Annotated in this window: 21 protein-coding genes; 10 read left to right on the top strand and 11 right to left on the bottom strand. The window is 73.0% G+C overall.

Annotated features, from left to right (window positions below; genetic code table 11):
- Positions 1 to 21 precede the first annotated feature (21 nt).
- The 5 genes from pstB to I003_RS0116210 form a co-directional block, all read right to left on the bottom strand.
- Positions 22 to 798, bottom strand: a complete 777-nt coding sequence (pstB, locus tag I003_RS0116190; RefSeq protein WP_027772482.1) for a phosphate ABC transporter ATP-binding protein PstB — start codon at positions 796 to 798, stop codon at positions 22 to 24.
- A gap of 24 nt (positions 799 to 822) precedes the next feature.
- Complete coding sequence (pstA, locus tag I003_RS0116195) at positions 823 to 1,890, bottom strand: phosphate ABC transporter permease PstA (RefSeq protein WP_027772483.1); 1,068 nt, start codon at positions 1,888 to 1,890, stop codon at positions 823 to 825.
- 5 nt (positions 1,891 to 1,895) lie between these two features.
- Positions 1,896 to 2,894, bottom strand: a complete 999-nt coding sequence (gene pstC, locus I003_RS0116200; protein ID WP_037720961.1) for a phosphate ABC transporter permease subunit PstC — start codon at positions 2,892 to 2,894, stop codon at positions 1,896 to 1,898.
- 119 nt (positions 2,895 to 3,013) lie between these two features.
- The gene (gene pstS, locus I003_RS0116205) at positions 3,014 to 4,150 is read right to left on the bottom strand and encodes a phosphate ABC transporter substrate-binding protein PstS (protein ID WP_027772485.1); all 1,137 of its coding nucleotides are present in this window, start codon (positions 4,148 to 4,150) and stop codon (positions 3,014 to 3,016) included.
- Between the two features lie 69 nt (positions 4,151 to 4,219).
- Positions 4,220 to 4,936 (bottom strand): response regulator transcription factor, encoded by a 717-nt coding sequence (locus tag I003_RS0116210; protein ID WP_486584245.1) that lies wholly within the window; start codon positions 4,934 to 4,936, stop codon positions 4,220 to 4,222.
- A 278-nt stretch (positions 4,937 to 5,214) separates the two neighbouring features.
- On the opposite strand from I003_RS0116210, the gene I003_RS0116215 reads away from it, so the two are divergent.
- The 4 genes from I003_RS0116215 to I003_RS32360 all read left to right on the top strand — a co-directional run bounded on the left by I003_RS0116215 (position 5,215) and on the right by I003_RS32360 (position 9,265).
- On the top strand, positions 5,215 to 5,847 hold the full coding sequence (locus I003_RS0116215) for an NAD(P)H-dependent oxidoreductase (protein ID WP_027772487.1): 633 nt from the start codon (positions 5,215 to 5,217) through the stop codon (positions 5,845 to 5,847).
- Between the two features lie 48 nt (positions 5,848 to 5,895).
- Positions 5,896 to 6,915: a daunorubicin resistance protein DrrA family ABC transporter ATP-binding protein gene (locus I003_RS32355; RefSeq protein ID WP_037720979.1), complete on the top strand. Its 1,020-nt coding sequence runs from the start codon at positions 5,896 to 5,898 to the stop codon at positions 6,913 to 6,915.
- Positions 6,912 to 7,772, top strand: a complete 861-nt coding sequence (locus tag I003_RS0116225) for an ABC transporter permease (RefSeq protein ID WP_027772488.1) — start codon at positions 6,912 to 6,914, stop codon at positions 7,770 to 7,772. Before I003_RS32355 ends, I003_RS0116225 begins: the two co-directional genes overlap by 4 nt.
- 212 nt (positions 7,773 to 7,984) lie before the next feature.
- The gene (locus tag I003_RS32360) at positions 7,985 to 9,265 is read left to right on the top strand and encodes an MFS transporter (RefSeq protein ID WP_037720963.1); all 1,281 of its coding nucleotides are present in this window, start codon (positions 7,985 to 7,987) and stop codon (positions 9,263 to 9,265) included.
- On the opposite strand, the gene I003_RS0116235 is transcribed toward I003_RS32360, so the two are convergent.
- Positions 9,170 to 9,760 carry a hypothetical protein gene (locus tag I003_RS0116235; protein WP_037720965.1) on the bottom strand — a complete coding sequence of 197 codons (591 nt, stop codon included), beginning with the start codon at positions 9,758 to 9,760 and terminating at the stop codon, positions 9,170 to 9,172. The genes I003_RS32360 and I003_RS0116235 overlap by 96 nt on opposite strands.
- Positions 9,761 to 9,888: 128 nt before the next feature.
- On the opposite strand from I003_RS0116235, the gene I003_RS0116240 reads away from it, so the two are divergent.
- Entirely contained in the window at positions 9,889 to 10,449 is a 561-nt protein-coding gene (locus I003_RS0116240; RefSeq protein WP_027772490.1) for a TetR/AcrR family transcriptional regulator, read from the top strand.
- 90 nt (positions 10,450 to 10,539) lie between these two features.
- On the opposite strand, the gene I003_RS0116245 is transcribed toward I003_RS0116240, so the two are convergent.
- Positions 10,540 to 12,666: a PhoX family protein gene (locus I003_RS0116245; RefSeq protein WP_027772491.1), complete on the bottom strand. Its 2,127-nt coding sequence runs from the start codon at positions 12,664 to 12,666 to the stop codon at positions 10,540 to 10,542.
- 183 nt (positions 12,667 to 12,849) lie between these two features.
- Here I003_RS0116245 and metG point away from each other — a divergent pair, with 183 nt between their 5' ends.
- Positions 12,850 to 14,466, top strand: coding sequence for a methionine--tRNA ligase (gene metG / locus I003_RS0116250; protein WP_027772492.1), 1,617 nt, complete (start codon positions 12,850 to 12,852; stop codon positions 14,464 to 14,466).
- Positions 14,467 to 14,660: 194 nt separating this feature from the next.
- Here metG and I003_RS0116255 read toward each other — a convergent pair whose 3' ends face one another.
- Entirely contained in the window at positions 14,661 to 15,059 is a 399-nt protein-coding gene (locus tag I003_RS0116255; protein ID WP_027772493.1) for an ATP-binding protein, read from the bottom strand.
- A gap of 216 nt (positions 15,060 to 15,275) precedes the next feature.
- Here I003_RS0116255 and I003_RS0116260 point away from each other — a divergent pair, with 216 nt between their 5' ends.
- Together I003_RS0116260 and I003_RS0116265 are read left to right on the top strand one after the other, a co-directional pair.
- The gene (locus I003_RS0116260) at positions 15,276 to 16,133 is read left to right on the top strand and encodes a Scr1 family TA system antitoxin-like transcriptional regulator (RefSeq protein ID WP_027772494.1); all 858 of its coding nucleotides are present in this window, start codon (positions 15,276 to 15,278) and stop codon (positions 16,131 to 16,133) included.
- On the top strand, positions 16,130 to 16,336 hold the full coding sequence (locus I003_RS0116265; protein ID WP_027772495.1) for a DUF397 domain-containing protein: 207 nt from the start codon (positions 16,130 to 16,132) through the stop codon (positions 16,334 to 16,336). The genes I003_RS0116260 and I003_RS0116265 overlap by 4 nt, the downstream gene beginning before the upstream one ends.
- 147 nt (positions 16,337 to 16,483) lie before the next feature.
- Here the strand turns inward: I003_RS0116265 and I003_RS0116270 are convergent, their stop codons facing one another.
- Entirely contained in the window at positions 16,484 to 19,948 is a 3,465-nt protein-coding gene (locus I003_RS0116270; RefSeq protein ID WP_037720967.1) for an AAA family ATPase, read from the bottom strand.
- A 325-nt stretch (positions 19,949 to 20,273) separates the two neighbouring features.
- Between I003_RS0116270 and rho the strand changes: the two genes are divergently transcribed.
- The gene (rho, locus tag I003_RS0116275; RefSeq protein WP_078564064.1) at positions 20,274 to 21,542 is read left to right on the top strand and encodes a transcription termination factor Rho; all 1,269 of its coding nucleotides are present in this window, start codon (positions 20,274 to 20,276) and stop codon (positions 21,540 to 21,542) included.
- Positions 21,543 to 21,651: 109 nt separating this feature from the next.
- Here rho and I003_RS0116280 read toward each other — a convergent pair whose 3' ends face one another.
- Together I003_RS0116280 and I003_RS32365 are read right to left on the bottom strand one after the other, a co-directional pair.
- The gene (locus I003_RS0116280) at positions 21,652 to 24,279 is read right to left on the bottom strand and encodes an ATP-dependent Clp protease ATP-binding subunit (RefSeq protein ID WP_027772498.1); all 2,628 of its coding nucleotides are present in this window, start codon (positions 24,277 to 24,279) and stop codon (positions 21,652 to 21,654) included.
- A gap of 207 nt (positions 24,280 to 24,486) precedes the next feature.
- Positions 24,487 to 25,128 carry a CGNR zinc finger domain-containing protein gene (locus tag I003_RS32365; RefSeq protein WP_078564066.1) on the bottom strand — a complete coding sequence of 214 codons (642 nt, stop codon included), beginning with the start codon at positions 25,126 to 25,128 and terminating at the stop codon, positions 24,487 to 24,489.
- A gap of 115 nt (positions 25,129 to 25,243) precedes the next feature.
- On the opposite strand from I003_RS32365, the gene I003_RS32370 reads away from it, so the two are divergent.
- Entirely contained in the window at positions 25,244 to 26,542 is a 1,299-nt protein-coding gene (locus I003_RS32370) for an MFS transporter (RefSeq protein ID WP_486584246.1), read from the top strand.
- Positions 26,543 to 26,584 lie beyond the last annotated feature (42 nt).

The raw sequence follows: 26,584 nt of genomic DNA on the forward strand, positions 1-26,584 counted from the left end.
GCCCCGGCCGGAGTCGTCGGCTCAGCCGAAGCGGCCGGAGACGTAGTCCTCGGTCGCCTGCACCGACGGGTTGGAGAAGATCTTGTCGGTGTCGTCGATCTCGATGAGCCGGCCCGGCTCGCCGACGGCGGCCAGGTTGAAGAACGCGGTGCGGTCCGAGACGCGCGCCGCCTGCTGCATGTTGTGCGTGACGATGACGATCGTGAACCGCGTCTTCAGGTCCCCGATGAGGTCCTCGATGGCGAGGGTCGAAATGGGGTCGAGGGCCGAGCAGGGCTCGTCCATGAGGAGCACCTGCGGTTCGACGGCGAGGGCGCGGGCGATGCACAGCCGCTGCTGCTGGCCGCCCGAGAGGCCGGAACCGGGGCGGTTGAGGCGGTCCTTGACCTCGTTCCACAGGTTCGCGCCGCGCAGGGACCTCTCCACCACGTCGTCCAGCTCGGACTTCCTGGACGAGCCGTTGAGCTTCAGGCCCGCGGCCACGTTCTCGTACACGCTCATCGTGGGGAACGGGTTCGGCCGCTGGAAGACCATGCCCACCACGCGCCGTACGGAGACGGGGTCGACGCCGGTGCCGTAGAGGTTCTCGTCGTCCAGCATCACCTTCCCCTCCACCCGCGCGCCCGGGATGACCTCGTGCATGCGGTTGAGGGTCCGCAGGAAGGTGGACTTGCCGCAGCCGGACGGGCCGATGAAGGCGGTCACGGACTTCGGCTCGACGGCCATCGAGATGTCCTCGATCGCCTTGAAGTCGCCGTAGTAGGCGGTGAGGCCGCTGATGTCGATGCGCTTGGCCATGTCAGATCACTTCTCCTGTGGCCGTCAGTGGCCGGTTTTCGGGGCCTTCCAGCGGGCTATGCCGCGGGCCAGCAGATTGAGGACCATCACGAAGACGATGAGGACCAGGGCGGCGGCCCAGGCGCGGTCGAACGACGCCGCGGTGCCGGCTCCCCACTGCTGGTAGATGTACAGCGGCAGGGACGCCTGGCCGCCGTCGAAGGGGTTGCTGTTGATCGCGGGGCTGCCGAAGACGAGCAGCAGCACGGGCGCGGTCTCGCCGGTGATGCGGGCGACGGCGAGCATGACGCCGGTGGTGATGCCGCCGACGGAGGTGGGCAGGACGACCTTGAGGATGGTCTTCCACTTCGGTACGCCCAGGGCGTACGACGCCTCGCGCAGTTCGTTCGGGACGAGCTTCAGCATCTCCTCGGTGGAGCGGACGACCACGGGCATCATCAGGATCGCCAGGGCCAGCGCCCCGGCGAAGCCGGAGTAGCCGAAGTCCAGGATCATGATCCACAGGCTGAGGACGAACAGGCCGGCGACGATGGACGGGATACCCGTCATGACGTCCACGAAGAACGTCACGGCCTTCGCCAGCGCTCCGCGGCCGTACTCCACCAGGTACACGGCGGTCAGCAGCCCGATCGGGGTGGCGATCACCGTGGCGATCAGCACCTGCTCGATGGTGCCCAGCAGCGCGTGGTAGACGCCGCCGCCCGGCGCGACGTTGACCACGCCGCTCATCGAGTGGGTGAGGAAGTAGCCGTCGGTGACCGTGATTCCCTTGCTGACGGTCTCCCAGATCAGCGACGCCAGCGGGATGACGGCCACCAGGAACGCCACCCAGACCAGGGAGGTCGCCAGCCGGTCCTTCGCCTGCCGGCCGCCCTCGACCACCGTCGAGAGGACGTACTGGCCGGCGACGAAGAGGATCGCCGCGATCAGGCCCCACTGGATCCGGCTGCCGAGGCCGCCGAGCACACCGGTCAGCACGGCCACGGCGGCGGCGCCGGCCGCGACGGCGAGCGGCGCCCAGCGCGGCAGCCGCGGCTGCTGGACGCCGAGGCGGTCGGCCCTGCCGGCCGCGAAGTGCGTGGTGGCGCTCATGCGGCTCACGCGTGGGCCCCCGAGTACTCCTTGCGGCGCGCGATGATCAGCCGGGCTGCGCCGTTGACCAGCAGCGTGATGACGAACAGCACCAGGCCGGAGGCGATCAGCGCGTCCCGCCCGAACTGCCCGGACTCGCCGAACGACGCGGCAATGTTCTGCGCGAACGTCCCGCCGCCCGCCTGGAGGATCTCCGCCGACAGCAGCGCCGACGGCGACAGCACGGTGGCCACCGCCATGGTCTCGCCGAGCGCCCGGCCGAGGCCGAGCATCGAGGCGGAGATGACGCCGGAGCGCCCGAAGGGCAGCACCGTCATGCGGATGACCTCCCAGCGCGTGGCGCCCAGCGCCAGCGCCGCTTCCTCCTGGAGGCGGGGGGTCTGGGCGAAGACCTCGCGGCTGACGTTGGTGATGATCGGCAGGATCATCACGGCGAGCAGGATGCCCGCGGTCATCAGCGAACGCGGCGCGGTCCCGTCGAAGGACAGCACGACGGTCCAGCCCAGGTAGCGGTCCAGCCACTCGTACGTGCCGACCAGGTGCGGCACGAGGAACAGGGCGCCCCACAGGCCGTAGACGATCGAGGGCACGGCGGCCAGCAGGTCGATGACGTACGCGAGGGGCGCCGCCAGCTTCCGCGGCGCGTAGTGGGTGAGGAACAGCGCGATGCCCACGGCGAGCGGCACCGCGAGGGCCATGGCGACGATCGAGGAGACGACCGTGCCGAAGGCCAGCACCGCGATGCCGAAGACCGGCGGGTCGGCGTTGGCGTCCCATTCGAAGGTGGTGAGGAAGTCGCCCTCGTTCTCCGCCAGGGCGAGGGACGCGCGGTAGGCGAGGAACGCGGCGATCGCGGCCATGATCAGCAGCAGCGTGATCCCGGATCCCTTCGACAGGCCGGAGAAGACCTTGTCGCCGCGGCGGGAGCCGCCCTTGCCGTCCGGCAGCAGGACCTCTGACGGCGGTGGGGCGGGGGATTCGATGTCGGTGGGTGGTGCAGTCATACGGGAATCTCCGGTCTGGTGTGGGGCGACGGCGCGGTCTGCGCCCGCGTCCCGGCGGCGGTGCACCGGATGGCCCCCGCCGGCCGGACGGTGTGGTCCGCCGGCCGGCGGGAGGGGGGTCAGGACAGGGTGTCGATGGTCTTGGCGACCTCGGCGGCCATCTCCGCGGGCAGCGGGGCGTAGCCGATGTCGGTGATCGACTGCTGGCCGGCCTCGCTGGCGGTGTAGCCGAGGAAGGACTTCACCGCGTCCAGGGACTCCGGCTTGTTGCCCTTGTCGCACGCGACCTCGTACGTCACGAGGGTGATCGGGTACGCGCCGTCCGCCTGGGTGGCGTAGTCCAGCTCCAGTGCCATGTCGGGGGCCTCACCGACCCGCTTGCCGGCGGCGATGGCCGCGGAGGCGTTCTCCACGGTGGCCGCGACCGGCTCGGCGGCACCGGTGTCCAGCTTGACGGTGGTCAGCTCGTTGGACTCGGCGTGCGAGATCTCCATGTACGAGAGGGCCCCGTCGGTCTGCTTCACCTGCGAGGACACCCCCGCCGAGCCGCTGGCGGCCTGGCCGCCCTCGATCGGCCACTTCTTGTCCGCCTCGTGCGGCCAGGCGTCCTTGACGACCGTGTTGAGGTAGGCGGTGAAGTTCTCGGTGGTGCCCGACTCGTCGGAGCGGTGGACGGGCTGGATCGTGGTGTCCGGCAGCTCGGCGCCGGGGTTCAGCTTGGCGATGGCCTCGTCGTTCCACTTCGTGATCTCGCCGTTGAAGACGTTCGCCAGGGTCTCGGCGTCGAGCACCAGCTCGTCCACGCCCTCCAGGTGGTACGCGATCGCGACGGGGCCGCCGACCATCGGCAGGTTGATGCCCTGCCCGCCGGAGCAGACCTCCTTGGACTTCTCCACCTCCTCCGGCTCCAGCGCGGAGTCGGAGCCGGCGAAGGCGGTCTGGCCGTTGAGGAACTCCTCGATGCCGGCGCCGGAGCCGACCGGCTTGTAGTTGACCGTCACGTCGGGGCAGGCGGCCTGGTAGTCGGCCACCCACTGCTGGATGGCGTTGTCCTGGGAGCTGGCGCCCGAGGCGAGCAGCTCGCCGCTGCCGCCGCACGCGATGTCGCCGGCGGCGGCGCTGCTCCCGCCGCCTCTGCCTTTGTCGTCGCCTGTGCCCGCGTTGTCGTCCGAGCCGCACGCCGAGAGGACGAGGGCGCCGGAGAGGGCGAGAACGCCTGCGGCGGTGCGGAACCGGATCGTGCTCTGAGACTTCACTGGGGACTTTCCTTCCTGAGGCCGCACTGCAGGGGCGGCTGGGTGTCGGGACATACGGAGTGGTGGGGTCTAGGGGAGGCCCGCGACCGGCGGCACGAAGCGGTAGCCGACGTTGCGGACGGTGAGGATGATCCGGGGAGCGTGGGGGTCGTCCCCGATGCGGTCGCGCAGACGGCGGATGTGCACGGCGATCGTGTTGGACTTCGGTGCGCTGCCACCCCACAGCTCGGCGCTGATCTGGTCCCGGGTGACGACCTTCTCGGCGTTGGCCACCAGCAGGTGCAGCAGCTTGAACTCGCGGAGCGGAAGCTGCACCAGCCGGCCGTCGACACGGGCCTCGAAGGTGGCGGGGTTGACGCTGTAGGGACCCGAGGAGACCGTCTGGTCCACGTCGTACGTCGCCGGGCTGGCGACGCCGAGCATCTTCAGGACCTCGTACGGCCGGTAGGGCCGGGCGACGCAGGCGCTGGCCCCCGCGGTGAGCGCCTCGACGGCGTCCTCCGCGTCGTCGGGGCCGACGCCGATGAGGACCGGTGTGGCGCTGCGCCGCCGCAGCACCTCGACCACGCGGGCACCGGGCACGAGCGGCAGCTTGGCGCTGACGAGCAGGGCGTCGGGCGCCTGCAGGCCGGCCTGGAGCAGCGCCTCCGCCCCGTCGGAGCAGAAGACGACCTTCACCTGATGGCCCGCAAGGTGCTCGGCCAGGTCATGCGCCACCTGTTCGTCCGGATCGGCGAGCAGCAGGACGTGCCCGTGTCGCCGGCCGGGTATCGCCGGTGTGTCCATTGGTCGGTCACCACCCCCTTCGTCGCGTCCCATGGAAATCCGTGTCGGCGGACGCGGCCGGTGGTGGCGGTTAACTGAAGGTGAACATCGGAACAGGAGCGCGTGATGCCGTTACCGGCCCGTGATGAACGGTGTGGTCCGCGGCGCCTTCCGCCCCGCGCGTGGTCCCGCGTGGGGCCGCTAGATCGGATCTAGCGGGCGCCCGCCGGATTCTGGCGCCCGAAGGGTGAGGGCCCCGGGCACACCGCCCGGGGTGGCCGAGACCCGGGAGGTGTCCGATGCGGAACGGCGAGTCCGCCCCGCGCGAGACCCCCGGCCCTTCGGGTGCGCCCGGCGGGCCCGCGGGGCTGCGGATCGCCTGCATCCTGGGCGGCCCGGCGGAGTCCGGCTGCGGCTCGCCCGCCGTCGCGCACTGGCTCGGTGAGCTGGCCGGCGAGCGGGGCGATGTCCTGCTGCGCGTCCTGGATCTCGCCGACTACGACCTCCCGCTGCACTCCCCCGGGCACCCGACCGCGCAGATCTCCTCGTTCACCGGGGAGCTGGCGTGGGCGGAGGGGTTCGTCGTGGTCACCCCGGAGTGCAACCGCAGCTTTCCCGCGCTGCTCAAGCACGCCATCGACCTGGGCTACGACGAGTGGCACGCGAAGCCGGTCGGCTTCGTGTCGTACGGCTTCGGCTGCGACGGCGTGCGCGCGGTGGAGCACCTGAGGTCGGTCTTCACCGAGCTGCACACGGTCACGGTGCGGGACTCGGTCGGAATAGATCTGCGCTTCACCGATGAGAAATTCCCGGCCGGGGGGTCCCTCTACTCGGACGGTCTGGTACGCGCCGCCGGCGCCCTGCTGGACCAGCTCACCTGGTGGGGTCTCGCGCTGAGAGAGGCCCGCGCGACGCGGCCGTACGTGGCATAGCAGAAGCCGCACATATACCTGATGTTGGAGAATCTGGAGAAGAAGCACATGACTAACGACCCGTCCGGCCCGGCGATCGAGACGTCGGGACTTGTGAAGGTGTTCGGCGAGACCCGTGCCGTGGACGGCGTCGACCTCGCCGTTCCCCGCGGCACCGTCTACGGCGTCCTCGGCCCCAACGGCGCCGGGAAGACCACCACGGTGAAGATGCTCGCCACCCTGCTGCGCCCCGACGGGGGCGAGGCCCGGATCTTCGGCAAGGACGTCGTCCGCGACGCGAACGCCGTACGGTCCCGGGTCAGCCTCACCGGCCAGTACGCCTCGGTGGACGAGGACCTGACCGGCACCGAGAACCTGGTGCTGCTCGGCCGCCTCCTCGGGCACAGGCCCGCCGCCGCGCGCGTGCGCGCCGCGCAGTTGCTGGAGGCGTTCGGCCTGAGCGAGGCCGCGGCCAAGCAGGTGAAGAACTACTCGGGCGGCATGCGGCGGCGTATCGACATCGCCGCGTCCATCCTCAACACCCCCGACCTGCTCTTCCTCGACGAGCCGACCACCGGCCTCGACCCGCGCAGCCGCAACCAGGTCTGGGACATCGTCCGCGCCGTCGTCGCCCAGGGCACCACGGTCCTGCTCACCACCCAGTACCTGGACGAGGCCGACCAGCTCGCCTCGCGGATCGCCGTCATCGACCACGGCAAGGTCATCGCCGAGGGCACCAAGGGCGAGCTGAAGGCGTCCGTCGGTGCCGGCTCCGTCCACCTCCGGCTGCGCGACGCCGCGCAGCGCGCGGAGGCGGTCGCCCTGCTGGAGTCGGTTCTCACCGGCGCCCAGGTGCAGCTCGAACCCGACCCCGTCGCGCTGACCGCCCGCGTCGGCAGCGGCGAGGAAGGTGCCCCCGGCGCCGGAGGCCACGGCGCCGCCGCGCAGGCCGCCGCCGCGCTGGCCGAGCTGGCCCGCGCGGACATCACCGTCGACAACTTCTCGCTGGGTCAGCCCAGCCTGGACGAGGTCTTCCTCGCCCTCACCGACCGCAAGGCCGGTGCTGAGACCCAGGAGGCAGCAGCATGAGCACCGCGACCGAGACCCGGGCCCAGACCCGTACGGAAGAGCTGGCGCCGGTCACCACCGAGAGCCTGGCGGAGCTGCTGGTCGCCAGGGAACGGCCGCCGCAGCCGAGCGCGTGGTCCGCCTCCCTGACGTTCGGCTGGCGGGCCGTGCTGAAGATCAAGCACGTGCCCGAGCAGCTTTTCGACGTCACCGCTTTCCCGATCATGATGGTGCTGATGTACACGTACCTCTTCGGGGGTGCGCTGGCCGGGTCCACCTCGGACTACCTGCAGTACCTGCTGCCGGGCATCCTGGTGATGAGCATCGTCATGATCACGATGTACACCGGTGTCTCCGTCAACACCGACATCGAGAAGGGCGTCTTCGACCGCTTCCGGTCGCTGCCGATCTGGCGTCCCGCGGTGATGGTCGGCTACCTGCTCGGCGACATGCTGCGGTACCTCATAGCGTCGGTGGTGATGATCGGCGTCGGCCTCATCATGGGCTTCCGCCCGGACGGCGGCGTGGCGGGGATCCTCGCGGGGGTGGCGCTGCTGATCGTCTTCTCCTTCGCGTTCTCCTGGATCTGGACGATGTTCGGCCTGCTGCTCCGTACGGAGAAGTCGGTCATGGGCGTCAGCATGATGGTCCTGTTCCCGACGACGTTCCTCAGCGACATCTTCGTCGAGCCGGAGACGATGCCGGGCTGGCTGCAGGCGTTCGTCAACAACAACCCGGTGACGCACCTCGCCGCCGCCGTCCGTGACCTGATGCACGGCGACTGGCCGGGCTCGGACATCGCGTGGACCCTGGGCTGGGCGGGGGCGATCGTGGCGGTCTTCGGCCCGATCACGATGCGCCTGTACGCCAGGAAGTAGCCCGCCCCGACGACCGACCGGGCCCGCCCTCCGCCGAGCAGACGGAGGGCGGGCCCGGTCATGTCCGCCCGCGGTCTGCTAGGTTCGGCCGCATGTTCCTCCCCCGTGCATAGGAGCCGGCGCCGCCGCGCCGCTTCGGGCGTGGCCGTACGCCGCCCCTGCACGCTCTCTCTTCGAGGAACACCACCATGTCTGCGCCGTCCTACGCGGCTGTGCTGCGCGTCCCCCATGCCTCCCGCACCTTCGGCGCCGCCCTGCTGGGGCGGTTGTCGTACGGGACCGTCTCGCTGTCGCTGCTGCTCTCCGTCAAGGACGCCACCGGTTCGTACACCGCGGCGGGCGCCGCCCTGGCGTGCTTCGGGGCGACCAGCGTGACGCTGTCGCCGGTACGGGCCGGGTTCATCGACCGGCACGGCCCGCGGCGGGCGCTGCCGCCGATGGCCGCGGTGTACGCGGTGCTGCTGGCGGTGCTCGCCCTCGTCACCGCGGGCGGCGGCGCGGGCGCCGCAGGGCCGGTCGCGCTTGCGGCGGCGGCCGGGGCGTGCACGCCGCCGCTGGGGCCGGTGATGCGGGTGCTCTGGGGCGACCTGGTGCCGCCGGGGCTGCTCCCGCGCGCGTACAGCCTGGATGCGGTCGCCGAGGAACTGTTGCTCGTCACGGGGCCGTTGCTGGTCGGGGCGATCGTGACGGTGGCGCCGGCGCCGGTGGGCCTGGGGGCGAGCGCCGCCTTGATCCTCGGCGGCACGCTGGCCCTGGTGGCCTCCCCGGCGGCCCGCTCCCGGGAGGGCTCCCGCAGGCCGCCGGGGAAGGCGCCGGGGGCCCGCCCCGGGGCCCTGCGCGGGAACCCGTCGATGCGCCGGGCGGTTGTCGGGGTGGCGGGGGTGGGGGTGTGCCTGGGAGCGCTGAACCTGCTCGTCGTCGCCTTCGCCGACGCGCACGACGCCCCCGGGCTGGTGCCCTGGATCCTCGCGGCGATGTCCGCCGGCAGCGCGGCCGGCGGGCTCGCGTACGGCGCCGTCGCCTGGCGCGCTCCCGCCACCCGCCGGCTGCCGGTACTCGCGGCGGCCCTCGGCCTGCTGCTCGCCGCCGCGGGCCTGTCCCCGCACGCGTACGTCCTCCTCGGCTGCGCGGCCCTGTCCGGCGTCTTCGTGGCGCCGGGCATCACGACGGCGTACCTGATCGCCGATGAGTCCGCCGCCCCGGGCTCCCGTACGACGGCGGGCGCCTGGGTCAACACCGCCCTCAACGCCGGTTCCGCCACGGCCACGGCGGCCACGGGCGTCCTGATCGACAACGCCCCGCTCCCGTTGTGCTTCGCCCTGGCCTCCCTCCCGGCCGTTCTCGCCGCGACGGCCCTCGCGTGCGCCGGCCCCGGCCCGCGGCCTCCGTCCGCCCTGTCACGCCGCCCTGCCGGCGCGGCGGTGGAGGCGGGCCGCGGAGAGGAGAAAGAAGACGCCGCCCAGCGTGGCGTAGCCGGCGACGGAGGTGAGTGAGTCCGCCTCGTCGGCCGTCAGGAGGAAGCGGGCACCCGCGAGGGCGGAGATGCCGCCGCTGAGGATCATCGCCCACTGGGCGCCGAGCCGGTAGCGCGCGAGCGCGACGGCCAGTTGGACGATGCCGGCGGTGATGGCCCAGGCACCCCACACCCGCAGTACGTCCGGGATGCCGGAGGCGACGGCGACGCCCAGTCCGGCGGCGGTGAGCAGGCTCAGGGCCATGTTGACGCGGAGCAGCGCCCGCGGTCGTGCGGCGCCCGAGGAGCGGAAGTCGACCACGGCCGCCACGACGTCGAAGACCGGATAGACCACCAGCAGGGCGACGCTCGCGGGGTTGAGGTCCGAGGCGGTGAGGGCGACCAGGGCCGCCCAGATCACGGCGAAGCCGAAGCGCACGTAGTACAGGTTCCGCAGCCGGTCGCTCGCGCGGGCGGTGTCCGCCGCGGCGCCGGGACTGCCGGTCCGGGCGGTCTCGATGAAGGGTGATGACATGTGTGCTCTCTCCCGAGGGGGCCATGAGATAGAACGGTCGGTCCACTTCACCGTGCGGCATGCCGTGTCCGGCTGTCAAGACCGACCGTTCTATCTGCTAGCCTGGAGGAGACGCAGGAGGGAAGCGGATGTCGGAAGCACGGACCCGGCTGCTCGACACGGCCGTCAGGCTGTTCTACGCCGAAGGTCTGCACGCCGTCGGGGTCGACCGCGTCATCGCGGAGGCCCAGGTCACCCGCGCCACGCTCTACCGGCACTTCCGGAGCAAGGACGACCTCCTCGTCGCCTATCTGACCCAGGTCGACGAGGCGATCCGGGCGCGGGTGGACGCCGCGCGCGACCAGGGTTCCTCCCCCGAGGAGGCCCTCCGGACCATCGGCCGGGGGATCGCCGACGACATCCGGCGCGAGGGCTTCCGGGGATGCGCGTTCCTCAACGCCGCCGCCGAGTACCCCGACCCGGAACACCCGGTCCACCGGACGGTCCTCACCCACCGGCGGTGGTTTGTGGACACCGTCACCGAGCTCTTCACCGACACCGGGAAACCCGACGCGGAACCCGCCGGCCGGCACTTCGTCATGATGAGGGACGGCGCCATGGCCGCCGGCTGCCTGGCCGACCCGGAGACCGTCGGCGAGACGTTCCTGCGCGGGGTCGAAGGGCTCCTCACCTACCGCAGCGCTCTGTGACCCGCGGTTTCCCCGCAAACCGGCGCCGGGCCCCGCGGCACGCCGGCACGTGCACGCGGAGCCGCGGGGCCGTCTCCGAACGGCAGGGTTCTAGGCCCCGATGCGTCCGCCCCCGCTGCGCCAGACGTTGACGACCGCCGGGCGGTTCGGCCTGCCCGGGCCGTCCGGCCACGCCGAGCCCGGGTTCTCGTACGTCGCGCCGTCGACCTCGCCGGGGTGCTGCACCGCGACCAGCACGCGGTCCTCCCGCACCACCGGGCCGCAGGTCTCCGCGCCCGCCGGCACCGTGAGGAACTGCTTGACCTGGCCCTCGTACCGGCCCGTGGCCGCCACGCCGAAGAGCCCGTCGTGGTGGCCCAGCGCGTTGCCGTCGGTGGAGATCCACAGGTTCCCGTACGGGTCGAAGGTCACGTTGTCCGGGCAGGAGAGAGGGCTGACCTTCTCCTTCGGGAAGCCCGCGAAGTACGTCGAGGGATCCGCCGGGTCGCCGCAGACCAGGAACAGCCGCCAGCCGAAGCGGGTCGACGCCGGGTCGTCGCGCTGCTCGGTCAGCTCCAGGACGTGGCCGTGCTTGTTGGCGTTGCGCGGGTTGGCCTCGTCGGCCACGGCGTTGGTGCCGGTGCCGCGGGCGGTGTTGTTCGTCAGCGCGACGTAGACCTTGCCGCTGTTCGGGCTGGGCTCCACGTCCTCGGGGCGGTCCATCTTCGTCGCGCCGGCCCTGTCGGCGGCGAGGCGGGTGAAGACGTAGACCTCCTCGGCGGTCATACCGGGGACGAAACTGCGGCCACCGCGGGCCAGCTTGATCCACTCGCCGGTGCCGTCGAACTCGCCGTCCGCCGGCAGCGTGCCGCTGCCGTCGATCCCGGCGACCGGGCTGTCGCCGGTGAGCCTGGCGACGTACAGCGTGCCCTCGTCGAGCAGCGTCATGTTGTGGGCGCGCGCCCAGCGGCTGTCGCCGCGCACCATGCGCTTGTCGGAGACGAACTTGTAGAGGTAGTCGAAGCGCTCGTCGTCACCCGAGTAGGCGACCGCGCGGCCGTCGCGCGTCAGCCTGATGCTGGCCCCCTCGTGCTTGAAGCGGCCGAGCGCGGTGTGCTTGACGGGGGTCGAGTCCGGGTCGTACGGGTCGATCTCCACCACCCAGCCGAAGCGGTGCGGCTCGTGGGGCTCCTTGACGACGTCGAAGCGGTCGTCGTACTGCTCCCACCTGCGCTGCGAGGCGCCGCCGGAGAAGCCGTAGCGGGCGAGGCGCTGCCGGGCGACCGGGTCGGTGACGGCGTCGGTGTGGGCGAAGTACTGGTTGAAGTTCTCCTCGCCGGAGAGCACCGTGCCCCACGGCGTGGTGCCGCCGGCGCAGTTGTTGAGGGTGCCGAGCACGCGCCGCCCGGTGGGGTCCGCGGAGGTCTTGAGCAGGTCGCCGCCCGCGGCCGGGCCGCGCAGCTCGAACTCGGTGGTGGCGGTGATCCGGCGGTTCAGCGGGTGCCGCGGTACGGCGCGCAGGCTGCCGCCGCCCCTGCCCGCGCCGCCCCTGTCCCCGTGGCCCTCCTCCTGGACGGCCACGACGGACATGCCGTGCGCGGCCCAGCCGATCTCGGCCTGCTCGCGGGTGACGTTCTCCGGGTCGTAGCCGGGGAACATGAGCTGCTCGTCGGTGTACTCGTGGTTGGCCACCAGCAGGTGCCGGCCGCGCTCGCCGCGCAGCGGCAGCAGGGTGAGGAAGTCGTTGTTGTAGCCGAACTGGCCGGCCTGGGCGGCGGCCGACTGGCGGGCCGGGTCGAAGGCGGGGGCGCCGCGCAGGATCGGGTCGCCCCAGGCGACGACGACGTTCTGCTCGTAGCCCTCGGCGACGGTGACGGCGTCGTCGGTGTTGGGCTCGACGGCCTCGAAGCGCAGCCCGCGGGCGGCGTCCCCGCCGCCGTGCCCGCCGCCGTGCCCGGTGCCCGGCCCGCGGCCGAAGGTGCCGGCCGGCGACGTGGGCGCGGGGATCGCCGGGGCGGCCCCGACGATCCCCGCACCGGCCGCCACCACGGTCACCGCGGCCCCGGCGCGCAGCGCCCCGCGGCGGGAGACGGCGCGGGCGACGATGTCGCCGGCGTACTCGTTGTCGCTGGTGTTCGGAACCTCGTGGAAGCAGGCGTCGCCACAGCGGTAGCGACAGGTCAGGGCCGAGCGGCCGGCCGGGTGCGGCGAGCCGACGAGCGGCAGAAGTCTGCGCACGATCTCCTCCGGATTCTGTGAGTCCGCGCCGGACGCTAGGCGCGTCGTCCCGCCGGAGGGAGAAGGGAGCCTGAACGCCGGGTGAACCCGCGCCGGTGGGGCACGCGCGCGGCGTACGATGAGCGATCCGTCACTGTACGTAATCGGATGAGTGCGGTGGTCCGCGGCCGTTAGGATTTCGATATGGCGGCCACTGGAGAAGAGCAGCAGGGGGCGAAGGCGTACTACGTCTCGACCCCCATCTACTACGTGAACGACGCTCCGCACCTGGGCCACGCCTATACGACCGTCGCAGGCGACGTGCTCACCCGCTGGCACCGCCAGCGCGGCGAGAAGGTGTGGTACCTCACCGGCACGGACGAGCACGGTCAGAAGATCATGCGCACCGCGGAGGCGCACGGCGTCACCCCGCAGGAGTGGTGCGACAAGCTCGTGGAGGAGGCGTGGAAGCCCCTCTGGGAGCACCTGGAGATCGCGAACGACGACTTCATCCGCACCACGGAGAAGCGGCACACGGACCGGGTGCAGGAGTTCGTCCAGGATCTCTACGACAAGGGCGAGATCTACCAGGGCGGCTACGAGGGCCCGTACTGCGTCGGCTGCGAGGAGTACAAGACCCCCGGCGAACTGCTCGACGGCGAGGGCGAGTACGCGGGCCTGAAGCTCTGCCCGATCCACAAGAAGCCGGTGGAGATGCTGAAGGAGGAGAACTACTTCTTCAAGCTCTCCGAGTACGGCCCGAAGCTCCTGGAGTTCTACGAGGCCAACCCCGGCTTCATCCAGCCCGAGTCGGCCCGTAACGAGGTCGTCAACTTCGTCCGCAAGGGCCTCAACGACCTGTCGATCTCCCGCTCCACGTTCGACTGGGGCGTGCGGGTCCCGTGGGACGACAAGCACGTGATCTACGTGTGGATCGACGCCCTGCTCAACTACGCCACCGCCGTGGGCTACGGCGCGGACGAGCAGAAGTTCGCCGGCACCTGGCCGGCGGACGTCCACCTCGTCGGCAAGGACATCCTCCGCTTCCACGCGGTGATCTGGCCCGCGATGCTCATGGCCAACGGGCTGCCGCTGCCGGGCAAGGTCTTCGCCAACGGCTGGCTGATGGTCGGCGGCGAGAAGATGTCGAAGTCCAACCTGACCGGCATCAAGCCGCAGGACCTCACGGACCACTTCGGCGTCGACGCCTACCGCTGGTACTTCCTGCGTGCCATCCAGTACGGCCAGGACGGCTCGTTCTCCTGGGAGGACTTCACCCACCGCTACACCAGCGAACTCGCCAACGACTTCGGCAACCTGGCCTCGCGCGTGGGCGCGATGACCGTCAAGTACTTCGGCGGCGACCTCCCGGCGGCCCCGGCCGCGGGTGCCGCGGAACAGGTGATCGTCGACGGCCTGGCACACGCGACGGCGGAGGCGGACCGGCGGATCGGCGAGGAGCTGGACTTCGCGGGCGGCATCGCGGCGGTCTTCGACTTCATCAAGAAGGTCAACCTGTACCTGACGGAGCAGGAGCCCTGGAAGGTCGCCAAGGACCCGTCCGACGAGGCGCAGGCCCGCCTGGCGACGATCCTCTACACCGCGGCGGAGGCCCTGCGCGCGGTCGCGGTCCTCCTGCACCCGGTGATGCCGGCCACGGCCCAGAAGCTCTGGGCCTCCCTGGGCGCCGAACCGGCCCTGGGCCCCCTGGCGGACCAGCGCATCGCGCAAGCCGCAGAGTGGGGCCGCCTCCCGGCGGGCGCGAGGGTCACGAAGGGCGCCATCCTGTTCCCCCGCCTGGAGGACCCCAAGCAGAACTGAGGGGTGACGGCCGGGAGCCCGCGAGGGCCTAGGGGGCGCACCTCGGCGATCTCGGTCCTGTTCCGGGTGACGTGGTAGGTCTCACCCGCTTCGACGTCATCGAGCACGGCCGTGGAGCGGGCCGGCGAGCTGACGCTGGCTGATGGTCTCCATGACACCGTGTGATCCAGCGTCATACGCCGTGCAACGCGTGCTTACGCGGCTGTCGTCGGGGGTGTGGTGCCGGGGAGCTTGAAGGTCGCCCAGACTGCCTTGCCGGGGCCGTTGCGTTCGGAGATGCCCCAGTCGTCGGCGAGTGCGGCGACCAGGAGCAGTCCGCGGCCGTGGTCGTCGGTGTCCGCGGGTGCGCACACGCGTGGTTCGCCGTCCCCGGCGTCGTGCACCTCGACGTGGACGAGGTGGTCCTGCGCGCTGACGCGTACGAGGAAGAGGCGGCCGACGGGGGTGTGGCGCAGCGCGTTGGTCGCCAGTTCGGAAACGCACGCGCGGATGTCGTCCGTCCGGTCGCCCGCGCACACCCGGGAGACGACGAAGTCCCGTGCCTCGCCTACCGAACGGGCACTCCGGGCGAACATGCGCGACTCCGGGGTCATGAGGTGTTCCCCGTGCCGGGTGAAGCCTGGCTGTGGCCCCTGTCCGTCTCCTGCTTGTCCGTCGATCTCCATGTCTGGCACTCCGTACGCCGGGACAGTTCGAACTCCGCGTAAGCGGGTAACTACGCGGTGTACTCAACCGTTCACCCAGCAGACCCTTGTTCACCAGGGGTGTTGCCTTAACGGCCCAGAAGTTAAAGAGGGGGACTGCAACCAGTGACGACGGACAGCCGTGACGGCCGATCGGAGACTCCCGCAAGCCTGCTGGCCTTCTTCGGCTCGCGGGTGCTCAAACTGCGCAGCGAACGCGGTTGGTCTCAGGCCGAGTTGGCGACGAAGGCGCACACCACCGGGGCCATGGTCAGTTACGTCGAGAACGCGAAGCGGGTGCCGAGCGCGGACCTGGCGCGTGACCTCGACGCGGCGTTCGGCAGCGACTTCTTCGCGGATTTCTTCCCGCTGGTGATCCAGTTCGCCTACCCGAGCTGGTTCCTGCCGTTCGTGGAGATGGAGCGCGACGCTGCGAGGATCGCCACCTTCGAAAGCCAGATCATCCCGGCCCTGTTGCAGACGGAGGAGTACGCGCGGGCGATGCTCGCCCCGGTGCGCCCGGACGACCTGGCCGACCTCGTCGCCGCCCGCATGACCCGGCAGGCCATCCTGGAACGGGAGAACCCGCCGCACACCTGGTTCATCATCGATGAGCAGGCACTGCGCAGGAAGATCGGCGGGCCCGCCGTCATGCGGGCTCAGCTTGAGCGTCTGCTGACGGCCGGCCAGGCGCCCCGGACGGTGATCCAGGTGGTGCCGGACGAGGTGGCGGCGCACCCGGGGCTGGCCGGCCCCTTCACCCTCCTGAGCTTCGACCAGGGCCGGGACCCGAAGACAGGGGACCGGAAGCCGCCGCACGACGTGCTGTTCGTGGACGGCTTCTCCCAGGGGCGAACGGCTCTCGACGCGACCGAAGTCGCCGAAGGCGTCCGGGCCTATGATCTGCTACGTGGCTACGCCTTGTCGCCCGAAGCGTCTGCCGAACGCATCGGCATGCACCTGGAGGGGTGGGAGAAGCGATGACCAGCGCAAGTGAGTCGTACATCCGCTGGCGCAAGTCCAGCTACAGCACCAACGGGGGTAACTGCGTCGAGATCGGAGAAGGGGCCACGGACGTGGTCCCGGTCCGCGACAGCAAGGACCCGCACGGCCCCGCGCTCACCTTCACCATGGAGGGCTGGGCCGACTTCGTGTCCGCGGTGAAGGGCGGACGGTTCTCCGCGTAGCAGGGCGGGTGTCCGGGTGGCCGGCCCGGCACCCGTTGCGGGGGGGAAGGTGGAGGCGCGGCAGGGCTCGGCCGTGGTTGCGCGGCCTACGGGCGCGGACCGGTGCCGCTGCCGCTGCCGTGCCAGGGGAGAGGCCGGGGTAGCGGGTCATCGCGTGTTGAGCCGCCAGGTGGGGGCCGGGTGCGGGGGGTGGTAGGTGCAGGTGGTGCCCGTGGAGACGGTGTCCCTGAGGTGGGCGGCCAGGTCCGGGTGGCCCTTGGCGATCTTGCGGAGGGCGTCGCGGATGCGGGCGCCCACCGCCTTGCGGGCGCGTTCCGCCTCGTCGCCGAGGCGGCGGGTGCGGCCCGCGAGGCCCGCGGCGGCACGTAGCTCCTGAAGGAGGGCGGCCCGTTCGCGGTCGTACGCGGCCGCGCGGCTGTCGTCGCCGGTGGCGGTGGCGTGGTCGATCTCCTCGTCGAGGAGTTCCAGCCGGCGGCGGTAGCGGGCCTTGGCCTCGGCGTCCAGCACCGGGTCGCCGCCCATGCGGTGGGCCGCCGCCACCTCCTCGCCGCCCTGCGGGCTGAGCAGCCGCACGGCGGGGACGCCGGTGCCCGGGGTGCCGAGCAGGGTGTGGAGGTCGCGCAGGCCCTTGGCGTCGGGGAGGTGCACGGTCCGGCCCGCGTACGCCAGGGTCCACACCCGGCCGTCGTAGCGGAACTCCCCGCCGGAGGACGCGGACGGGGCCGGCGGCGGGGCGGGCTCGGCGGCCGGGGGGAGGGGCTCCACCGTGTCCGGCTTCATGCCCAGGCGCGCCGCTTCCTCCGCCGTCTCCCGCGCCAGCTTCTCCGCCGCCGGGTCGCCCTGCTCCCGCAGCACCCGCGCCAGCCCGTGGCGGGCCAGCACCGACCACGGGCGGGCCTGGAGGAGGTCCGCCGAGCGGCGGGCGGCGCGGAAGCCGTCGGCGGCCAGGGCCCAGCGGCCCTCCGCGGCGTCGACCAGCGCCAGCCAGTAGTCGACGGGGCCGCTCATGTCCCAGCCGTAGACCGCCACGAGCCACTGCCCCCGGTACGGCGTCAGCTCTTCCCGCACCTTCGCGGCCAGCTCCGGATCCCGTGTCGCGACCGCCGTCTCCGCCTCCAGCCGCAGCCAGAGCGGGAAGAAGCCGCGGTCCTGCTGCTCGTCGGTCGGCCGGCCCGCGGCGATCAGCCGCTGGGCCGGCTCCGGGTCGCCGCGGCGCAGCTCCGTCAGCGCCCGGAGGAGCTCCGGGAAGCCGTGCCCGGCGAGGGTGACCCGGCCCGCCGCCTCGGCCGCCTCCGCGTACCGGCCCTGGAACATCCGGATCGTCCACCTGTGGTGGTCGAGCAGCTCGATCCAGTGCTCGTGCTCGTTCTTCCGCCCCAGTTCCACGACGTGCTCAAGGTGCCGTTCGGCGGCGTCGAAGTCGCCTCGCAGCGCCTCTACCAGGCTCTCGTCCATCACCAGGGTGTGGCGGATGCTGGGCAGGTCGCTTCGCTCCGCGGCCTCGACGTAGCCGCGGTACGCGTGCGGGAAGCGCGGGTCGCCCAGCTCCAGCATCGCCACCCAGCGCATCGCCGCCGCGATGTGCCGCCCCGAGGGGTTGCCGGCCCGTTCGGCGAGCGTGATCAGCTCCTCCGTCAGCGCCAGCCGCTCGGCGGCCGTGCCCAGGCCCCAGATCGCGTTGTGCCTGGTCCACAGGCCGAAGCCCAGCTCCTCGTCGTCCTGGCCGCGGCGGGCGCTGACCGACAGGGTGATGCTCAGCTCCGCCGCCATCTGGTCGGACGACAGCTCTCCCCCGGCGTCCGGGTCCCCGGCCCGCTCCGGGTGGGAGCTGCGCGCCAGCGCGCGATGCGCCTCCTGCAGCAGCCGGCGGTTGGCCGCGGCCTGGTCCTGGGGGACGGTCGCGCAGTAGCCCTCGGCGCTGTAGAGGCCGAGGGCGACGCGGGCCAGCATCTCGGGGTCCTTCTGCGCGCGGGCGGTGCGCACCGCCTCGTCGAACAGCGGCCAGGCGTCGGTCGTCCTGCCCGCGTGCAGCAGGGCGCCGCCCAGGTCCAGCGCGGTGAGCACCCGGCAGCGCGGCGACGCGTCGGCGGACCGCTCGTACGCCCGGCGCAGATGCGCGACGACCTCCTCGAACGCGAGCCGGCCCCCGGCGTCCTGCCCGGCGGCCCGCAGCAGGCCCACGACCTGCTCGGCGGGCAGTTCGTCGCCCGCGGCCCAGGCGTGCCGGGCGAGGTCGGCGGGGAAGATTTTCTCGTTCAGCGCGGGCGCGGCGTCGAGGGCGCGGACGACGGCCGCGTGCCGGCGGCGGGCCTCGGCGGGATCCAGCTCCCCGTACAGCGTCTCGCGCACCAGGTCGTGCCCGAAGGCGAACGTGCCCGCGCCCCGGCCCACCACGAGCCGGGCGGCGACGGCGGTCTCCAGCAGCCTGTCGATGTGCGCCGGGGGCTTGCCGACGGCCGCGGCGAGCACCTGGCGGTGGAACTCGCGGCCGAGTACGGCGGCGGCGACGAGCAGCTCGGCGACCGGCGCCGGCAGCAGGTGCAGACGGCGCTGCAGCGCGTCGCGCACGCCGGGCGCCACGGCCTCCGCGGACGCGCCGCCGGCCCAGAGGCGGGCGGTCTGCTCGATGAAGAACGGGTTGCCGCCGGTGCGCCGGTGCACCTCGGCGGCCAGCTCCTCGTCCGGGTCGCGGCCGGCGGTACGGGCCATGAGCCGGGCCGTACCGGCGCGGTCGAGGCCGGTGAGCGTGAGGATGGTGGCCTTGGCGACCAGCGGCGCGATCTGGTCGCGCAGCGGGTGCCCGGGGGTGTCGACCTCGGCGTCGCGGTACGTGCCGATGAGCAGCAGCCGCTCGAACCACGTGTGCTGGGCGGCGAACTCCAGCAGGCGCAGGGAGGCGGGGTCGGCCCAGTGCAGGTCGTCGAGGACGACGATGACGGGGCGGGTGTGCGAGACGGCGACCAGGGCGGTGGTGACGGCGTCGGCGAGGTGGAAGGGGTCGGCGGACGTCCCGGCGCCCGTGGCGTCGGATCCCGGGCCGGCCGGGGGGCCGGCGAGGGGCGCGGGGTCGGTCCCGCGGCGGGGTGCCCCGTCCTGGGGCGGACCGTGGCGGTCGCGTACGCGGCCGGCGTCGGCGTGCCCGGCGCCGCCTCGATCCCCCCGCGCCCGGTCGTCCCGTGTCCCGTCGTCCCGTACCCGGTCGTCGCGGGTCCCGTCGCGGTCCCGTACGTCCGCGGGCGGACCGTGCTCGTGCTGCCCGCCCGGCGGCGCACCGGCCCCCGCCGGTGCCTCGCCGAGCAGCACCTCCAGACCGCTGCCCGCCGCCTCGCGGGCCTCCGCCCACTCCGCCGCCGGCACACCGCGCCGCAGCGCCCGGACGACCTGGACCCACGGCCAGTACCCCGGGGCGCTCTGCGACGCCCAGCACGAGCCGCCGAGCACCAGCGTCCCCCGCCGTCTCGCCTCCGCCACCGCGGCGGTGACCAGCGTCGTCTTGCCGATGCCCGCCTCGCCCGTGACCAGCACGAGGCCGCCGTGGCTGTCCGCGGCCCGGTCGGCCTCGGCCCTGAGGACGCCCGCGGGGTGATCTCGTCCGATGAGTGCAGCAGTCATGTCCCTAGCACTGTGACATGCGCCTGTGACAGCGGGGCAGCCCTTTTCCCCCCGATGTGCCGCTACGCCCCTGTTCAGCGGGCCCGTGGCCGCTCGGGGGAATGACCAGGGGGCAGGGGGGTGTTACGCTGACACCAGCACCGAGTCGCGCCCCCGTCGGCGCCCGTGCTTCTTCACCACCCCGCTGCGGTTCTCCGTCGAGTCGCTGACTGACGCCGGGCGAGGTCGTTTCACCCCTCTACGCGGCCGCGCGTGCCCAAGCCGCGCCTCTGCCGCAGATCCCACACACCTTGGAACCGCGACACCGTCCGTGAAAGGACCGTGCATGACTACGACGACACCCACCACAGCAGAAACCCGGGCGGCCGGCGCCGTCCGGGCCACGTCCGAACTCGCCGCGGTCGCCGGGGTGTTCGAGCCCTCGGGCAACCACGGCTTCCTGCGCACCGGCAGCTACCAGCCGGGCGACGACGACGTCCAGGTGCCGGCGAACCTCGTACGCCGCTTCGGCCTCCGCAAGGGCGATCTCGTGGAAGGCGGCGTACTGCCGGCCGGCGGGTCCGCTTCCAGCCCGGGATCGGGCCCGGGCCCGGGTGCGAACTCCGGCTCCGGCAGGCGCCGCGACCGCGACCGCGGCGCCGCCGCCGACCGGCGCCCGAAGGGCCCCGCCCTCGCCCGCGTCGACCGCGTCGCCGGTCTCGACCCCGAGGCCGCCGCCCGCCGCCCCCGCTTCGCCGACCTCGTCCCCCTCCACCCCACCGAGCGGCTGCGCCTGGAGACCCCCGCCGGCCGGCTCACCAACCGCGTCGTCGACCTCCTCGCCCCCGTCGGCAAGGGCCAGCGCGGGCTGATCGTCGCCCCGCCCAAGACCGGAAAGACGATCCTCCTCCAGCACCTCGCCGACGCCATCGCCGTCAACCACCCCGAGTGCCACCTGATGGTCGTCCTCCTCGACGAGCGCCCCGAGGAGGTCACCGACATGCAGCGCTCCGTGCGCGCCGAGGTGATCTCCTCCACGTTCGACCGCCCCGCCCGCGAGCACGTCGCCGTCGCCGAGATGGCCGTCGAGCGCGCCAAGCGGATGGTCGAGGCCGGGCAGGACGTGGTGATCCTGCTGGACTCGCTGACCCGGCTGTGCCGCGCCGCCAACAACAGTGCCGGCGCCGGCGGCCGTACCCTCAGCGGCGGCGTGGACGCCTCCGCGCTGCTGCTCCCCAAGAAGCTCTTCGGCGCCGCCCGCAACATCGAGGACGGCGGCTCCCTGACGATCCTCGCCTCCGCGCTCGTCGAGACCGGCTCGCGCGCCGACGACTACTACTTCGAGGAGCTGAAGAGCACCGGCAACATGGAGCTGCGCCTCAGCCGCGCCCTCGCCGAGCGGCGCATCTTCCCCGCCGTCGACGTGCACGCCTCCGGCACGCGCCGCGAGGAACTCCTCGCCGCCCCCGGCGAGGTCGCCCTGCTGCACCGGCTCCGCCGGGTGCTCGGCGACCGCGACACCGTGCAGAGCATGGAGCTGCTGCTGGAGCGGATGAAGGCGAGCGGCGGCAACGCGGAGTTCCTGCTGCGCCTGGGGCGCACGACCCCGGCGTGACACGGACATCCGCGCGGGCCGGCGAGCCGGTGATACGCGGGCGTACGAAGCCGGGTGTGCACCCGGTGCGTACGACATGAACGCCGCGCGCTGCGCCGCCGGGCCCCGCTCAGGCCGCGTCCGGCAGTGACGTCGGGCCGCTCTCGCCGCCTTCGCCGCGCTCCCTGCGCTCCATGCGCTTCACCTCGTCCTCCTCCGTCTTCGAGTCCTCCGGCCGTGCGAGGGTGCACACCAGCTCGCCGCTGTCCGGATCCACGTCGGCGAGCACCGTGTCCCCGGGGCGTACCGACCCGTCCAGCAGCAGGTTGGAGATGCGGTTGTCCAGCTCCCGCTGGAGTGTGCGCCGCAGCGGACGGGCGCCGAACTCCGGCTGGTGCCCGAGCGCGACGAGCCGCTCCTTCGCCGCCGTCGTCACCTTCAGGTCGACCTCCTGCGCGCGCAGCCGCCGCCGGCTGCGGTCCAGCAGCAGGTCCACCACGGAGGACAGGTCGTCGGCGGAGAGGCCGTGGAAGATGATGACCTCGTCGATGCGGTTGAGGAACTCCGGCAGGAAGCGCGCCCGCAGGTCCTCCATCAGGTCGTCCCTGATGTCGTCGACCTGGCCCTTGTGCGCCAGGATGCGCTGGGCGCCGACGTTCGAGGTCATGATGACCACGGTGTTGCGGAAGTCGACCGTGCGCCCCTGGGCGTCCGTCAGCCGGCCGTCCTCCAGCACCTGGAGCAGCGCCGAGAAGATGTCCGGGTGCGCCTTCTCGATCTCGTCGAAGAGCAGCACGCTGTACGGGCGCCTGCGTACCTTCTCCGTCAACTGCCCGGCCTCCTCGTAGCCGACGTAGCCGGGCGGGGCGCCCAGCAGCCGGGAGACCGTGTGCCGCTCCTGGAACTCGCTCATATCGAAGCGGATCATCCGGTCCTCGTCGCCGAAGAGCAGGTCCGCCAGCACCCTCGCCAGCTCGGTCTTGCCCACGCCTGTCGGGCCGAGGAAGAGGAACGAACCCGTCGGCCGGTCCGGGTCGCTCATGCCGGCGCGCCCGCGGCGTACCGCCTCGGCGACCGCCACCACCGCCTCGTCCTGCCCGACGACCCGTTCGTGCAGCGCCTCCTCCAGCTTGAGCAGCTTGTCCTTCTCGCTCTCCGTCAACTGCGAGACGGGGATGCCGGTCGAGCGGGACAGCACTCCGGCGATGTCGTCCGCGGTCACCTCCATCACGCCCTCGCGCCGCTCCTCGACGCCCGCCAGCTCCGCCTCCGTCCGGGCGATCTGCTCCTTGATCTCCGCCGCCTTCTCGTACTTCTCGGCCGCGACCGCCTCGTCCTTCTCGCGGCGCAGCTTGGCGAGCCGGTCCTCGCGGTCGACGACCTCGGTGCTGCGGCCCATCGAGCGCAGCCGTACGCGCGCACCCGCCTGGTCGAGGAGGTCGATGGCCTTGTCGGGCAGGAAGCGGTCGGAGACGTAGCGGTCGGACAGCTCGGCGGCGGAGGCCAGCGCCTGGTCGGTGAAGCGGACCTGGTGGTGGGCCTCGTAGGAGTCCCGCAGCCCTTCGAGGATCTGCACCGTCTCCGCGACGGTCGGCTCCGGCACCAGCACCGGCTGGAAGCGGCGCTCCAGCGCGGCGTCCTTCTCGACGTGCTTGCGGTACTCGTCGATCGTCGTCGCGCCGACGACGTGCAGTTCGCCGCGGGCGAGCGCGGGCTTGAGCATGTTGCCCGCGTCCATGGCGCCCTCGCCGCCGGCACCGGCGCCGACGACGGTGTGCAGTTCGTCGATGAAGAGGATCGTGCTGCTCTCGGTGCTCTTCACCTCCTCGATGACCTTCTTCAGCCGCTCCTCGAACTCCCCGCGGTACTTCGACCCCGCGACCAGCCCGGCCAGGTCCAGGCCCACGACCCGCTTGCCGGTGAGCGTCTGCGGCACGTCGCCCGACTCGATGCGCTGTGCCAGGCCCTCGACGATGGCGGTCTTGCCGACACCGGGTTCGCCGATGAGGACGGGGTTGTTCTTGGTGCGGCGGGAGAGGATCTCCACGGTCTGCTCGATCTCCGCGGCACGCCCCACGACGGGGTCGAGACGGCCGGCCCGGGCCTCGGCGGTGATGTCGCGGCCGTACTCGTCGAGGGTCGGGGTCTCACTCTGCTGCGCCCGGCCCTGCATGCCGGGCCTGCCGGGTGCCTGACCGGGGGCTTGACCGGGCGCCTGGGCGGTGCTCGCGGCGTCCGCGATGCCGCGGAGCCGGCCGGTGTCCATCCCGTACGCGTCGAGCAGCCGCGCGGCGCCGGCGTCCGGGTCGTCGAGGAGGGCGCCGAGGATGTGCTCGGGCCCGATGTACGAGGTACCGACGGCCTGCGAGCGGGCCACCGCGCCGCGGAGCACCCGCTTCGCGGCGGGCGTCAGCTCCGGCTCCGACGACGCCTCCCTCCCCTCTTCCGGCAGCGCTTCGGCGATGGCCCGGGCCAGCTCGTCGGGGTCGGCCCCGGCCTCGGCGAAAACGGAGCGTGCGGGGTCCACTTGGGTGGAGGCCCAGAGCAGGTGCTCGGTGTCGAGGTCGACGCTGCCGTCCTCCTCGGCCCGGCGCTGCGCCCGGCCGATCAGCTCGCGCGCCGAGTCGGTGAGGAGGCGGCCGATGGGCACGCGCTGGACGGCCGGCGGTGAGGTGGCGGGGGACATGCCGAAGAAGCGGTTGAGCAGCTCGGAGAACGGGTCGGAGGAGCCGTAGGAGCCGAGGGGGGAGAAGGACATGATGAGTCTCCGCGGCGCTGGGGGGAGTGGTACCTGGGCCTCACCTCACTGAAACAAGAGCGGTGGAAGGGTGCAAACGGTACGAACTGTCGCAGGGGTGGCCGGGCGCTGGATGCGGTGGGGTGAGCCGCGGGAATGCTCGGGCGCCGGTGTGGGAGCGATGGCGGGTCAGGGGCCGGTGCGCTCGGGATGCTCGCCGGCGAGGGGCTACCCGGCGGGGTCGGCGGTGCGATCGGGCTGCCCGGTGCCGGCCGCCTGCCCGGTGCCGGCCGCCTGCCCGGTGCCGGCCGCCTGCCCGGCCCGCCTGCGGCGGCGGTGGGCGGCGACGCGCGTACGGGAGGCGCAGGCGGAGGAGCAGTAGCGGCGGGCGCTGCCCGGGCCGGTGCCGAGGTAGAGGACGGTGCAGTCGGGGGCGGCGCACTCGCCCCAGGGGGGCTGCCCGTACTCGGTGAGGATCTGCGCCAGCGCGAGGGCACCGGAGGCGAGGAACCAGTCGGCCCAGCCGGCGTCGTCGCCGCGGTCCACGTGCAGGTGCCAGGGGTGGCCCCCGTGCCGGGAGAGCCGGGGCCGGGCGCCGCACTCCGCGAACACGTCGTTCAGCGCGGCGGCGGCGCGGTCCGCGTCGGATTCGGTGAGCAGGGCGGTCATCAGCCGTGCGGCGCCGCGCAGCGCCTCGGCGTCGGCGTCGGTGAAGGAGCCGGGTGCGAGGTCGGCGGGGGTCTCGCCGTGGACGGCGAGGAGCCGGGCGAGGTCGGCGCGGGGGACGTCGGGATCGCGCCGGACGGCGTTGGCGACGTCGAGGAGGCGCTGGGCGGGACGGAATCCGTGGCCCGACGGCGGCGGGGGCATCGGGGCTCCTGGGGTGGGCGGAGGTGTGGGGTCCAGGCTAATGGTAACGTCTTTAAGAAATAAGCCGTTACGACGCTCGGTGCGCTGCACTGCTCGGGACAGGGGAGGCCGGAGGATGGCACGCGGGCTGCGGGCGTACCTGGCCACCGCCACCTGCGCCCGCCTCGCCGACGACGGCATGGCCGTCTCCGTCACCCTGCTCGCCCTCCAGCGGACCGGCAGCGCCGCGCTGGGCGCGGTGGTGCTCGCCGCGTGGATGGCGCCGCACGCCGTCGCCGCCCCGCTGACCGGGGCGCTGGCGGCGCGGGCGCGGGGCGCGGGCGCGGCGTTCCACGTCGCGGCCCTCGGCGTCTTCGCCGCGTCGATCGCCGGCGTCGCGCTCACCCTCGGCCGCGCGCCGGTGCCGGTGGTGCTCGCGGCGGCGGCGCTGGGCGGCTGCTGCGGTCCGATGGTCACCGGCGGCCTGTCGAGCCTCCTCGCGGGCCTGGTCCCGGACTCCGGCGCGCGCGCCCGCGCGTACGCCCTGGACGCGGCCACCTACAACGCGGCGGGTATCGCGGCCCCCGCGGCGGTGACGACGGCGGCGGGCCTGTGGGGCGCGGGCCCGGCCATGGCGACCCTCGCCGCGTCGGCGGCGGGCGCGGCGGGCCTGGCGACGACTCTGCGGGTGCCGGGGCCGGCGGGAGCGGGGCTGCCGGGGCCGGCGGGGCCGGGGCCGAAGGGACGGGCGGCGGACGGTGGTGGGCACCGGCTGTGGCAGGAACTGCTCGGCGGGCTCCGGGTGCTGTGGCGGGTACGCGCCCTGCGGGGCATCACCGCCGCCACCTCCCTGGCCTTCGTCGGCGTCGGCGGGCTCGCCCCCGCCGCCGTGCTGCTCGGTGACGAGCGGGGCTACCCCGGCGGTGGCGGTGTGCTGCTCACCGTCCTGGCCGCCGGGGCGCTCGCCGGGTCGCTTGCCGCCGCGCGACGGCCGCCGGGGCTCTCCGACGTGCGGCTCGCCGCCGTCTCCCTCGTCGGCACCGGGGCCGCCCTCCTCGGCGCCGCCGCGTCCGGCCCGTACCCGCTGTGCGTGGCGCTCTTCGCGCTCGCCGGGCTCTGCGACGGGCCGCTGCTCGCCGCCACCCTGCGGATCCGCGCCGACCACGCGCCGCCCGCCATGCGCGCCCAGGTCTTCACCCTCGGCGCCGGGCTCAAGACCACCGGCGGCGCCGCCGGTGCGGCGCTCACCGGCGCCGCCGCGTCCGCGCTCGCGCCGGCCCAGCTCCTCGCCGGTCTCGCCGCGCTCCAGCTCGCCGCTGCCGTGCTGCTGCGCGGTGCGTCCCGTTCCGTACAGACGGAGGACCGCATGGGCCAAGGCGCAGACGAACGCAGGGAGGAACGCACGGAGGAACGCAGGGAGGAACCAGGGCCGTGAACCCGCTGCGCCGGCCCCGCGTCCCGGCGGTCGGACGGCCCT

The sequence above is a fragment of the Streptomyces sp. CNQ329 genome (assembly GCF_000482585.1).